Genomic DNA, 12,792 nt, shown 5'->3' on the forward strand with positions numbered 1-12,792 from the left:
TGGGCCCGCCTCAAGCACCTGGCCTACCAGGCCAACACCACCGTCTACCAACTCAAGCAAGGACTGCTCGACGACTACCTGCGCCGCGAGCTGGCTCAGCCCACACTCCGGTTTGCGTAAGTCCTATTACCATTAGAATTACCAGCACAACCTCAGCACGCGAGATTCCTCGGCTTCGCTCGGAATGACGTTCGTTCTCAACTCACCTGCTCACCCCAGCACCTCCTTCCATAGTAAAAGAAACCTTTCCGGCCATTCCCGGATTGTAAGGCCCAGCCGTTAGCTTTGTACCCCTTTCGACAAAGCGGGAACGGAAGCGGGCGTTATTTTCGCTTGAAACCGGCCCAACCTGCTTACCTTGTAGTGCACCTCTCTTGATGAACGACCGGATGGATGACCGCCTGAAACTCTCGGCCTCGCGGGCCAAAGCCGCCTGGAACAGCCGCCCCGCGCAGCTGCCCATGGGTGGCCCGTCGGGCAAGCTGCCGCCCCAGGCCCTGGAGCTGGAAGCCGCCGTGCTCGGGGCGCTGATGCTGGAAAAAGACGCCCTGACCACCGTCATCGACATCCTCAAGCCCCAGAGCTTCTACAAGGACGGTCACCAGCGCATTTTCAAGGCCATCCTCAATCTGTTCGATAAGTCGGAGCCGATTGATATTCTCACCGTCACGCACGAGCTGCGCGAGATGGGCGAGCTGGAGCCGGCCGGCGGGGCCCACTACGTGGCCAACCTCACGTTCAAGGTGAACTCGGCGGCCAACATCGAGTACCACGCCCGCATCATCACCGAAAACGCCATCAAGCGGGAGCTGATCCGCATTGCCTCCGACATCCAGCGCGACGCCTTCGAGGATACCACCGACGTGTTTAACCTGCTCGACACCACCGAGCAGTCGTTGTTTGAAGTCTCGGAATCCAACATCCGCAAGAACTTTGATGACATGCGCAGCCTGATGGGCAAGGCCATCAAGGAGCTGGAAGAGAAGAAGGACCAGAAGGACGGCCTCACTGGCGTACCCTCCGGCTTCTCGGCTTTGGATCGTGTAACCTCCGGCTGGCAACCATCTGACTTAGTGATTATTGCGGCTCGGCCAGGCATGGGCAAAACTGCCTTCGTGGTATCGGCCATGCGCAATGCGGCGGTGGAGTTCAAGAAGCCGGTGGCCATTTTCTCCCTGGAAATGTCCTCACTGCAGCTGGTGAATCGTCTGATTTCGGCGGAGGCGGAGCTGGATTCGGAGAAGATCAAGAAGGGTAACCTGGCCGATTACGAGTGGGCCCAGCTCAACCACAAGATTTCCAGCCTGTCGTCGGCTCCCATCTACATCGACGATACGCCGGGCCTCAGCATCCGGGAGCTGCGCACCAAGTGCCGCCGCCTCAAGGCCCACCACGATATCCAGATGATCATCATCGACTACCTGCAGTTGATGACGGGGAATACGGATGGTAAGGGCGGCGGGAACCGCGAACAGGAAATTGCCTCGATTTCACGGGCGCTCAAGGGCATTGCCAAGGAGCTGAACGTGCCCGTGCTGGCCCTGTCGCAGCTCTCTCGTTCCGTGGAAACCCGCGGTGGCGACAAGAAGCCCCAGCTCAGTGACCTTCGGGAATCGGGCTCCATCGAGCAGGATGCCGACATGGTAATCTTCCTGTACCGTCCCGAGTACTACAAGATTACGGAGGACGAGATGGGCAACCCCACCCAGGGTACCGGCGAGGTCATCATTGCCAAGCACCGGAACGGCTCCCTGGAAAGCGTGCAGCTCAAGTTCATCGGCAAGTTCACCAAATTCGCCGACCTCGACGGGGCCGGTGGCGGCTTTGGCGACGCGGGCTTCAACCCCGGCGCTTTTCCCACCAGCACTTTCGACGACGACCAGTCCGGCTTCGCCCCGAACACCATCCGCCTCGGCTCCCGCATCAACAACGATTCGCCGCCGCCTGCGCCCCAGCCCTTCCCTCGCAGCAACTTCGACGACGGCCCGCCGCCATTTTAATCTGGCTTCAAACACGAACCGCCCGCTGGTACTAGTGGGCGGTTTGTGTTTAATACCTGTCATCCTGAGCAGAGCGAAGGACCTTATCAGTCAGAACAGTGCCGTAGCAACGACTGGTTCTGACGCAATAAGGTCCTTCGCTCTGCTCAGGATGACAAGTTACCCAAACATGCCCACCGCATCTTTGCTGGGCAGGGCGGTTTTGCCCATCAGAAACACATCTACCTGGCGGGCGGCTTCGCGACCTTCGGAAATGGCCCATACGACCAGCGACTGGCCCCGGCGCATGTCGCCGGCCACAAACACGTTGGGTTGGGAGGTGAGGAAGTCGGAATCGGATGGGGTACGCACGTTGCCCCGGTCGTCGAGAGCCACGCCGAGCTGCTCCAGGAGGCCTTCGTAGCGGGGGGAGGCAAAGCCCAGAGCCAGCAGGGCCAGCTGGCAGGGAATTTCGCGTTCCGAGCCTTCCACCTCGCTAAAGGCTAAGCGGCGGCCCAGCACGTCGGTTTCCCAGGTTACGTCGGTGACCAGCAGGGCGCGCAGGTGGCCGTTTTCGTCGCCCAGAAAGGCCTTGGTGTTGATGCCCCAATAGCGCTGGCAGCCTTCCTCGTGGGAAGTGCTGGTACGGAACATGTAGTTGGGGTAGTGGGGCCAGGGCTCGAAGCGGGGCCGCTCGGGCGCGGGCTGGTGCATGAGGGCAAACTGCGTGACGGAGCGAGCCTGCTGGCGGTTGGCCGTGCCCACGCAGTCGGAGCCGGTGTCGCCGCTGCCGATAACTACCACGTCTTTGCCGGTGGCCAGCAGTTCCTGGGGGTCGATGGGCAGCTCACTCACCCGGCGGTTGTGCTGGGTGAGATAGTCCATGGCGAAGTGGATGCCGGCCAGCTCGCGGCCGGGCAGGGGCAGGTCTTTGGGAACCAGGGCCCCGCCGGCCAGCACTACGGCATCGAACCGCGCGGCCAGCTCCGGGGCCGGAATATCCCGCCCGATTTCGGTGTTGCAGCGGAACTGCACGCCGTCTTCTTCCAGCACCCGGATGCGGCGGTCAATCACCCACTTATCCAGCTTGAAATCGGGGATGCCGTAGCGCAGCAGGCCGCCGGGCCGGTCGTCGCGCTCAAATACCGTGACGGCGTGGCCGGCCCGCACCAGTTGGGCCGCCGCCGCCAGCCCGGCCGGCCCCGAGCCCACCACGGCCACCGATTTGCCGGTTTTGAGCACCGGCGCGGTAGGCCGCACGTAGCCCCGGGCAAAGGCCGTTTCGATGATGTGCCGCTCGATTTCCTCAATGGCCACCGGCGCGGCGTGGATGCCCAGCACGCAGGCCGATTCGCAGGGGGCGGGGCAGATGCGGCCGGTAAACTCGGGGAAGTTGTTGGTGGCGCTCAGAATCTGGTAGGCCTGCTCCCAGTCTTGGCGGTACACGGCGTCGTTGAACTCGGGGATGATGTTGCCCAGCGGACAGCCCGCGTGGCAGAACGGAATACCGCACTCCATGCACCGCCCCGACTGCTGCCGGAGCTGCGCATCGGAGTACTGGCCCACAAACTCGCGGTTGTGCGCCACGCGCTCCTGCGGGACGGCCTTGGCGGGCAGTTCCCGCTGAAATTCCTTGAAACCGATGCTATTGCCCATGTGCGTGGTGCCTCACCCCCCGGCCCCCTCTCCAGGGGGAGAGGGGGAGCCAGACGACGTTGGCGGTTGTAGAGACGCAACATCTTGCGTCTCGTCGTTGCTGATGTTGTTTATGCTTCGCGGTGTTGGTTGTGCCGACGGCTGGTATGCGTTCTGGCGGCTCGTTCTGGCGGGAGACGCAAAATGTTGCGTCTCTACATCGTGCCGTCAGGCTCCCCCTCTCCCCCTGGAGAGGGGGCCGGGGGGTGAGGCATTACCCCACGGCCACCCAGGCCTTTTGGAGCACTTTTTTGTATTCGCTCGGAAACACCTTCACGAACTTGCCGGCTTCCTCGGGCCAGTTGGCGAGCAGGAAGGCGGCCAGCTGGCTGCCGGTGAGCTCGTGGTGCTGGCGGAGCAGGTGCTGGATGTGGGTTTCGTCGTCGGCGTCGAGCGGGTCCAGCTCCACCATTTCGGGGTTGCAGTTCTGGGGGAAGGAGCCGTCGGCGTCGTATATCCAGGCGATGCCCCCGCTCATACCGGCGGCGAAGTTGCGGCCGGTGCGTCCCAGAATGAGGGCTCGTCCTCCCGTCATGTACTCGCAGCCATGGTCGCCCACGCCCTCCACCACGGCCGTGGCCCCGGAGTTGCGCACCGCAAACCGCTCCCCGGCCTGCCCGCGCACGAACAGCTCGCCGGAAGTGGCCCCGTACAGGGCCACGTTGCCGATGATGATGTTCTGCTCGGGCGCAAACCGGGCGTCGGGGGAGGGGTGGATGATGAGGCGGGCCCCGCTCAAACCCTTGCCCACATAGTCGTTGGCCTCGCCTTCGAGCCGGAAGCTCAGTCCCCGCACGCTGAACGCCCCGAAGCTCTGCCCCGCCGACCCACGGAAGGTGTATTCGATGGTGCCCTCAGGCAGGCCGGCGGCGTGGTAGCGCTTGGTGATTTCGTTGGAGAGCAGCGTGCCGATGGTGCGGTTGGTGTTGCCCACGGCAAACCCGGCCCGCACGGGTTGCTGGAAGTCCAGGGCTGGGCGGGCGTGCTCCAGTAGCTGCCAGTCGAGGATGTGCTGGAGGCCGTGGTCCTGGGCCTCGCTTTGGTGCAGGGTGCTGCCGGCCGCGGGGGAAGTCAGGTATAGCAGGTCGCGCAGGTCGAGGTGGCGGGCTTTCCAGTGCGTGATGTCGGGGCGGGGCTTGAGAAACTGGGCCCGGCCCACCATTTCGTTCACGGTGCGGAAACCCAGCCCGGCCATGATTTCGCGCAGCTCTTCGGCCAGAAAACGGAACAGGTTCACGATGTGCTCGGGCTGCCCGCTGAACAGGCGGCGCAGCTCGGGGTCCTGGGTGGCCACGCCCACGGGGCAGGTGTTGAGGTGGCATTTGCGCATCATCACGCAGCCCCCGGCCACCAGCGCGGCGGTGGCCACGCCCCATTCCTCGGCCCCCAGCAGGGTGGCAATGGCCAGGTCGCGGCCGGTTTTCAGCTGGCCGTCGGCCTGCAATACCACCCGGCTGCGGAGCTGGTTGCGCACCAGCGTCTGGTGGGCTTCGGCCAAACCCAGCTCCCAGGGCAGCCCGGCGTGGCGGATGCTGCTCAGGGGCGAAGCGCCGGTGCCGCCGTCGTAGCCCGCAATCAGAATCACGTCGGCGTGGGCCTTGGCTACGCCGGCCGCAATGGTGCCCACGCCGGCCTTACTCACCAGCTTCACGTTGATGCGGGCCTGGCGGTTGGCGTTTTTGAGGTCGAAGATGAGCTGGGCCAGATCTTCGATGGAGTAGATGTCGTGGTGGGGTGGGGGCGAGATGAGGCCCACGCCGGGCGTGGCGTGACGTACCCGAGCAATCCACTCGTCCACCTTGTGGCCGGGCAGCTGGCCGCCTTCGCCGGGCTTGGCGCCTTGGGCCATCTTGATTTGCAGCTCGTCGGCGTTGGTGAGGTAGTGAGCCGTGACGCCGAAGCGGGCCGAGGCCACCTGCTTGATGGCCGAGCGCATGGAGTCGCCGTTTTCCATTACCTCGTAGCGCATGGGGTCCTCGCCGCCCTCGCCGGTGTTGCTCTTGCCCCCGATGCGGTTCATGGCAATGGCCAGGGTGCTGTGCGCCTCGTGCGAAATCGAGCCAAACGACATGGCCCCGGTGGCAAAGCGCCGCATGATGCTCTCGGCCGGCTCCACCTCCACCAGCGGTACGGCCGGGCGGTGGTGGGCAAAGTCCAGCAGGCTGCGCAGGCTGAAAGCGCCTTTGCCGGGCTCGTTCACTAGGCGGGCATAACGCTGATACGTTTCGTAGGAATTGGTGCGGGTGGCGTGCTGCAGCAGGTGCACGGTTTCGGGGTTGAACTGGTGGGCCTCGCCCCGCCGCCGCCACTGGTACACGCCGCCCTCGGGCAGCAGCAGCTGTTCTTCCAGGGTGCTGCTGCGGAAGCCCTGGAAGTGCTTGAACAGGGTTTCGCGGGCAATTTCATCGAGCCCCAGCCCGCCAATGCGCGTCACGGCCCCGGTAAAGTACTGATCTACCACTTCGCGGTTCAGGCCCAGAATTTCGAACACCTGCGCGCCGTGGTAGCTCTGCAGGGTGCTGATGCCCATTTTGGAGAAGATTTTCAGCAGCCCGTCGCACACGGCCTTCTGGTAGTTGGCTTCCAGCTTAGGCACGCTCAGGGTAGTGCCCAGCCGCCCCTCGTAGTGCAACGTACGGATGGTGCTGAGGGCCAGATAGGGGTTGATGGCGGTGGCCCCGAAGGCCAGCAGACAGGCAAAGTGGTGTACCTCCCAGGCGTCGCCGGCTTCCACTACCAGTCCTACCGAGCCCCGGTAGCCTTTCCGAATCAGGTGGTGGTGCACCGCCGACACGGCCAGCAGCGAGGGAATGGCGGCGTGCTCCGAATCCAAGGCCCGGTCCGACAGAATCAGCACCTCAAACCCGTCGTCCACCGCATCCTCGGCGTAGCGGCAGAGGCGGGCCAGGCCGGCGGCCAGTGCCCCCGGCTTGCCATCGGCCCGGAAGTAGGTGTTGATGGTTTTAGCGTTGAACAGGCCCGTATCGATGCTGCGCAGCTTTTCCAGCTCGTGGTTGGTGAGGATGGGCTGACGCAGGGCCACGCAGTGGCAGTGCATCTTGTCCTCGTCGAGGATGTTGCCGTTGTTGCCGATGAAGGTGGCCAGGCTCATTACCAGCCGCTCCCGGATGGGGTCGATGGGCGGGTTGGTCACCTGGGCGAAGAACTGCTTGAAGTAGCTGCTCAGGTGCTGGGGCTGGTCGGAGAGCACCGCCAGCGGTGAATCGACGCCCATGGAGCCGATGGGCTCCTTGCCCTCCACGGCCATGGGCGTGAGAATGGTGTCAATATCCTCGCGGGTGTAGCCGAACACCTGGTGGTACTTGAACACCGACTCGGCCGATAAATCGGTGAATACCAGCCGGGGCTCGGGCAGCTCCTCCAGCCGGATCTGGTACTCGCTCAGCCACTGGCCGTAGGGCTGGCGCGTGGCAGCCTGGGTTTTCAGCTCTTCGTCGGTGATAATCTGACCCGCTACGGTGTCGATGAGCAGCATTTTGCCGGGCTGCAGGCGGCCCTTGCGCACCACCCGGGCTTCGGGCAGACCCGCGCCCAGCACCCCGGCCTCGGAGGCCACCAGCACCCGGCCGTCGTCGGTGAGGGCGTAGCGCAGGGGGCGCAGGCCGTTGCGGTCCAGCATGGCCCCCACCATGCGGCCGTCGGTGAACAGCAGGGCCGCTGGGCCGTCCCAGGGAGCCATAAACGTGGCGTGGAACTCGTAGAAAGCCTTTTTGAGCGCGTCCATCTGCTCGTTGCCGTCCCAGGCCTCGGGCACCAGTAGCATCATCACCTGGGGCAGGCTCCGGCCGCAGTGCAGCAGCAGCTCCACAATGTTGTCGAGGCAGGCCGAGTCCGACTGGCCGGAGTCGATGACGGGCAGCAGAATCTCCATTTCCTCGGCCGAGAAGTAGGGCGAGAGGTAGGAGGGCAGGCCGGCGTAAAACCAGTTGAGGTTGCCGCGCAGGGTGTTGATTTCGCCGTTGTGGGCCAGCAGCCGGAAAGGCTGAGCCAGCCGCCAGCTGGGGAAGGTGTTCGTGGAAAACCGGCTGTGCACCAGCCCCAGCCCCGACGTGACGCGCTCATCCGACAGCTCGGGGTAGTAGCCGCGCACCTGGTAGGTGGTCAGCTGGCCCTTGTAGATGATAACCCGACAGGAAAACGACGTGAAGTAGACTTCCTCCTGGGGCAGTTGGGCGGCGGTTTCGTGGCTGATGAGGCGGCGCAGCACGTAGAGCTTGCGCTCAAACTCCTCGGGCGTGTGCACGCCGGCGGGGCGGCCCACAAACACCTGCTCCACGGCCGGCTCGGCGGCCAGGGCCGTGGGGCCGATGCCGGCGGGGTTCACCGGCACCGGCCGGTAGCCCAGCACCGGAAACCCCAGCCGGGCGGCGGCCTGGTTGATAATATCGCGGCTGATGTGGCGCAGGGCTTCGTTTTTGGGCAGAAAGGCCATGCCCACGCCGTACTCGCCGGGCTCGGGCAGGCGGATGCCCAGCGTGGTACATTCCTCCAGCAGAAACCAGTGGGGCAGCTGCAGCAGCAGGCCGGCCCCGTCGCCGGAGTCGGCGTCGCAGCCGCAGGCCCCGCGGTGCTCCATGTTTTCCAGAATCGTCAGCGCATCGGCCACAATCTGGTGCGAGCGGCGCCCATCCACGTAGGCAATAAAGCCCGTACCGCAGGCATCGTGTTCAAATTCGGGGCGATATAGTCCTTGCGGGGCAGTTTGCTCCATCGGAAAGGGTGTCGTAGGTTGGGGGTAGCAAATATGACCTCCGGCAGTCGGTCCGATTCAAAAAGTACGGCCGGTGGGTGGCGGCCCGCCCCCGTGCTCCCCGCTCGCCCCGATTTCCAAGGTGCCCCGGCCGGCCCCTGGCCTGCGCCAAACGATGGCTCCCGCCCCCTGCGGGGCCTTGGCCGGCCCGTCTCCGCTACAATTTCCAACCGCCTTCTTCCGCCCTGTTTTTATGCATATCAGCCACTTGCTCCGGCCCGATGTCTCCTTCCGCATCAGCGGCGGCCTTTGGGTAGAAACCACCGATGCCCAACGGCTCATTGGCATCATGCGTCTGGATTTGCTCACCCACATTCAGGCGCTGGGCTCCATCACCAAGGCAGCCAGGCAGATGGGCATGTCCTATAAAAAAGCCCGGGACCTGGTCGCTTCGCTGAACGCGCTGGCGGCCCGTCCGCTGGTGCTAACCACCGCCGGGGGCCGGCGCGGGGGTGGGGACGAGGCGCAGGTCACTCCCGAAGGCCAGCAGCTGATTCAGGAGTTCTTTACCCTGCAGGTGCGCTTCGAGGAATTTCTGCGGGCCGAGGCCGCTCGGGTGCTGTAGGTTGCCACCCTGCATCGGGGCCGGATAGCGGCGCATTCACCGGAAAGACGCTAACTTGAGCTTAGCCGGCCGCAAACCAAACCGGCCCGGCGGCAGAAGCTACGTCCGCCGGTTTCCCCACATTTCGTCCCTTCTATATTTCTCCCCGATGAAAAAAAGTTTACAGGTACTAACGGTGGCCTTACTACTGACCGCTACTGCCCAAGCGCAATGGGTGCAGCAGCCCTTCTCCTTTACCCAGCCCAACAACGTGCCGCTGTATCTGGACGCGGTGGATAACAATACGGCCTGGGCGCTTTCCAGCGGCCTGCTCAGTCAGAATGGAACTGCCGACAATGAAGTAGCCCGGACGTTCGACGGCGGGCAGAACTGGACGGTTATTGCCATTCCCGCCATCGACCTGGCCGACGAAACCATTCAGAGTATATCAGCCATCAGCGCTACTACAGCCTGGGTAGTGACTTTACGAGGGTCGGCGGCCTGTCGGGTATTCAAAACCACCAACGCCGGGGCTACCTGGACGGTGCAAAGTACCCCCGACATGTTCAATCGTCCTGACAGCTGGCCCAATACCATTCACTTTTTCAATGCCAACGAAGGCGTGGTGATGGGCGACCCGGACGGGCTCAATGGCGGGGGCATGGAAATTTACTATACCTCCGACGGTGGCGCCACCTGGACGCGCTCCGTGGGAGTGCCGGTGGGTACCGCCGATGAGTTTGGCACGCCGTTTCCCCCCGCCACCGTGGGCAGCTCCATCTGGTTTCCCAATGATGCAGGCGACATTTTTCGCTCTACCGATAAAGGGGCAACCTGGACCGTAAGCCGGAAAGTGGATCCTATGCAGATTGAAAACATTGCGTTCCGCGACGAGCAAAACGGTCTGGCTGCTGTTGCCAGCCCTACTACCACCAGCCACACCCTTTACCGCACTACCGATGGCGGTACCACCTGGAACACGCTTTCCTACGCCGGCCCGTTGCACGGTTGGGGGATGGACAACGTGCCCGGCACCAATACCTATATTTCCGTTGGGCTGGATTACGGCAACGGCGACGCCGGCTCCTCTTTCAGCCGCGACAACGGCCTGACCTGGACCAGCATCGAAAGCAGCCTGAACCATTTGTTCGTGGATGCGGCTGGGCCTACGGCCGTCTGGAGCGGTGCGGTTGATGGGCAGACGGGCAATGCCCGGGGGGCCAATAAGCTTACCAGCACAGTGCTGCCCACCACCAAAGCCACTGCGCTGGTGCTGGGCGCCAGCCTGAGCCCCAACCCCAGCAGCGGCCGGTTCCGGGTGCAGTGGCCCGCCGCCGCCCACGCCGGCCCGGCCACGCTCACCGTGTTCGATGCCCTGGGCCGGCAGGTGCTGCGCCAGCCCTTCGAGGCCAGCCGCACGGCCGGGCTCGACCTCGACCTGAGCCAGCAGCCGGCCGGCCTCTACCAGGTCCGCCTCGAATCCGGGGCGGGCCTGAGCCAGCTGCGGGCCCAGGTGCAATAAGCGGCCGGATAAGTCCTGGTCAGAGCCCGGTTTTCGTGCGCGAAGACCGGGCTTTTTACGGCCCGGCCCGCCGGGGGCGAATCGGCCTTGAGGCTGGTAAAAACCGGATTTTTTCGGTATCTTTGCTCACTTACGCACTAAGCGCTGAACCAACCGCAACATGAGCGAAACAACTGAGAAAAAAGCCCCCGCCGAGTACTCCGCCAATAGCATTCAGGTACTCGAAGGGCTCGAAGCCGTGCGCAAACGCCCGTCCATGTACATCGGCGACACCGGCATCAAGGGCCTGCACCACCTGGTGTGGGAGGTGGTCGATAACTCCATCGATGAAGCCCTGGCCGGCCACTGCGACACCATCCACGTCACCATCAACGAGAACAACTCCATCACCGTCCGCGACAACGGCCGCGGCATCCCCGTCGATTTCCACGAGAAGGAAGGCCGTTCGGCCCTGGAAGTGGTCATGACGGTGCTGCACGCCGGCGGCAAGTTCGACAAGGATTCCTACAAGGTGTCCGGCGGTCTGCACGGGGTGGGCGTGAGCTGCGTGAACGCGCTCAGCCAGGACCTGAAAGTAACCGTGCGCCGCAACGGCAAGATGTACGAGCAGGAGTACAAAATCGGGGTGCCCCAGTACCCGGTCAAGGAAATCGGGACCACCGACGAGCACGGCACCCAGGTGGAGTTCCTGCCCGATGATACCATTTTCACCGAGCACGTGTACAAGTACGCCACCATTGCGGGCCGTCTGCGCGAGCTTTCCTACCTCAACAGCGGCATCCGCATCACGCTCACCGACCGCCGCGAGCCCGGCGAGAACGGGGCCGAGTTCCGGGGCGAGGAGTTCTTCTCCACCGGCGGCCTGGCCGAGTTCGTGCAGTACCTCGACGGCTCGGAGCGCCACGCCCTGATGCCCACGCCCATTCACGTGATCAGCGAGAAGGGCAGCACGCCGGTGGAAGTGGCCCTGCAGTACAACGACTCTTACCAGGAGAACATCTTCTCCTACGTCAACAACATCAACACCCACGAGGGCGGCACCCACGTGGCCGGCTTCCGCTCGGCCCTCACCCGCACGCTCAAGGCCTACGCCGATAAGTCGGGCAAGCTGGAGAAGGCCAAGGTGGAGATTTCGGGCGAGGACTTCCGCGAGGGACTCACGGCCGTTATTTCGGTGAAGGTGGCCGAGCCCCAGTTCGAGGGCCAGACCAAAACCAAGCTCGGCAACAACGAGGTGAGCGGGGCCGTGAACACGGTGGTGGGCGAGATTCTGGCCCAGTACCTGGAGGAAAATCCCAAGGAAGCCGGCATCATCGTGGAGAAGGTAATTCTGGCCGCCAAGGCCCGGATTGCCGCCAAGAAGGCCCGCGAAATGGTGCAGCGCAAATCGGTGCTCGGCTCCACCTCCTTGCCCGGCAAGCTGGCCGACTGCTCCGAATCGGACCCCGAAATCTGTGAAATCTACCTCGTGGAAGGGGACTCGGCCGGTGGCACCGCCAAGCAGGGCCGCAACCGCGCCTTCCAGGCCATTCTGCCGCTGCGGGGTAAAATCCTCAACGTGGAGAAAGCCCAGGAGCACCGCATTCTGGAAAACGAGGAAATCCGGAACATGATTACGGCCCTGGGCGTGAGCTTCGGGGTGGCCGCCGACCCGGAAAAAGGCATTGAGGCCGACGCCAAGGCCCTCAATACCAACAAGCTGCGGTACCACAAGGTCATCATCATGACCGACGCCGACATCGACGGCTCCCACATCCGGACGCTGATTCTGACTTTCTTCTTCCGCTACATGCGCGAGCTGGTGGACCGGGGCTACATCTACATCGCCCTGCCGCCCCTCTACCTCGTGAAGCGGGGCAAGGAGGAGCGTTACTGCTGGACCGAGGAGGAGCGCCAGCAGGCCCAGGAAGAGCTGGGCCGCGGCAAGCCCGAAACGGTGAACGTGCAGCGCTACAAGGGTCTGGGCGAGATGAACGCCGAGCAGCTCTGGAGCACCACCATGCAGCCCTCCACCCGCTCGCTCAAGCAGGTAACCGTGGATTCGGCCGCCGAAGCCGACCACCTGTTCTCCATGCTCATGGGCGACGAAGTGGCCCCCCGCCGCGACTTTATCGAGAAGAATGCCAAGTACGCCAAGCTCGACGTGTAGCTTTCATTGACTTTGGGCTAGTGACTGCTGGCAGTTAGCTGAGGCCAAAGGCTGATGAACACAGAAGGCCCGCCATCCGGCGGGCCTTTTTGCGTCAGGGGAATTGGAATACTGACGGAGTGCGGAAACGGC

Annotated in this window: 6 protein-coding genes and 1 pseudogene; 5 read left to right on the top strand and 2 right to left on the bottom strand. The window is 63.7% G+C overall.

What is annotated here, in order from left to right:
• Positions 1-120 (top strand): annotated as a pseudogene (locus KLP40_RS21745) (IS701 family transposase); the annotation flags it as partial.
• Between the two features lie 341 nt (positions 121-461).
• Positions 462-2,000 carry a replicative DNA helicase gene (dnaB, locus tag KLP40_RS20275; RefSeq protein WP_246559062.1) on the top strand — a complete coding sequence of 513 codons (1,539 nt, stop codon included), beginning with the start codon at positions 462-464 and terminating at the stop codon, positions 1,998-2,000.
• 159 nt (positions 2,001-2,159) lie between these two features.
• On the opposite strand, the gene KLP40_RS20280 is transcribed toward dnaB, so the two are convergent.
• Together KLP40_RS20280 and gltB are read right to left on the bottom strand one after the other, a co-directional pair.
• The gene (locus KLP40_RS20280) at positions 2,160-3,635 is read right to left on the bottom strand and encodes a glutamate synthase subunit beta (RefSeq protein WP_215595667.1); all 1,476 of its coding nucleotides are present in this window, start codon (positions 3,633-3,635) and stop codon (positions 2,160-2,162) included.
• A 253-nt stretch (positions 3,636-3,888) separates the two neighbouring features.
• Positions 3,889-8,406 (bottom strand): glutamate synthase large subunit, encoded by a 4,518-nt coding sequence (gene gltB, locus KLP40_RS20285; RefSeq protein ID WP_215595668.1) that lies wholly within the window; start codon positions 8,404-8,406, stop codon positions 3,889-3,891.
• Between the two features lie 232 nt (positions 8,407-8,638).
• Here gltB and KLP40_RS20290 point away from each other — a divergent pair, with 232 nt between their 5' ends.
• The 3 genes from KLP40_RS20290 (at position 8,639) to gyrB (ending at position 12,660) form a co-directional block, all read left to right on the top strand.
• Positions 8,639-9,010 (top strand): winged helix-turn-helix domain-containing protein, encoded by a 372-nt coding sequence (locus tag KLP40_RS20290; protein ID WP_215595669.1) that lies wholly within the window; start codon positions 8,639-8,641, stop codon positions 9,008-9,010.
• Between the two features lie 148 nt (positions 9,011-9,158).
• Positions 9,159-10,511 (top strand): T9SS type A sorting domain-containing protein, encoded by a 1,353-nt coding sequence (locus KLP40_RS20295; protein WP_215595670.1) that lies wholly within the window; start codon positions 9,159-9,161, stop codon positions 10,509-10,511.
• Between the two features lie 160 nt (positions 10,512-10,671).
• On the top strand, positions 10,672-12,660 hold the full coding sequence (gene gyrB / locus KLP40_RS20300; RefSeq protein WP_215595671.1) for a DNA topoisomerase (ATP-hydrolyzing) subunit B: 1,989 nt from the start codon (positions 10,672-10,674) through the stop codon (positions 12,658-12,660).
• Positions 12,661-12,792: the final 132 nt, after the last annotated feature.

Source organism: Hymenobacter piscis (genome assembly GCF_018760735.1).
In the GTDB taxonomy this organism is placed as follows: Bacteria; Bacteroidota; Bacteroidia; order Cytophagales; family Hymenobacteraceae; genus Hymenobacter; species Hymenobacter piscis.

What these genes read in the sequence shown, in the direction of transcription:
- dnaB (WP_246559062.1), top strand. Translation starts at nt 462, where the DNA reads ATGGGTGGCCCGTCGGGCAAGCTGCCGCCCCAGGCCCTGGAGCTGGAA.
- KLP40_RS20280 (WP_215595667.1), bottom strand. Translation starts at nt 3,635, where the DNA reads ATGGGCAATAGCATCGGTTTCAAGGAATTTCAGCGGGAACTGCCCGCC.
- gltB (WP_215595668.1), bottom strand. Translation starts at nt 8,406, where the DNA reads ATGGAGCAAACTGCCCCGCAAGGACTATATCGCCCCGAATTTGAACAC.
- KLP40_RS20290 (WP_215595669.1), top strand. Translation starts at nt 8,639, where the DNA reads ATGCATATCAGCCACTTGCTCCGGCCCGATGTCTCCTTCCGCATCAGC.
- KLP40_RS20295 (WP_215595670.1), top strand. Translation starts at nt 9,159, where the DNA reads ATGAAAAAAAGTTTACAGGTACTAACGGTGGCCTTACTACTGACCGCT.
- gyrB (WP_215595671.1), top strand. Translation starts at nt 10,672, where the DNA reads ATGAGCGAAACAACTGAGAAAAAAGCCCCCGCCGAGTACTCCGCCAAT.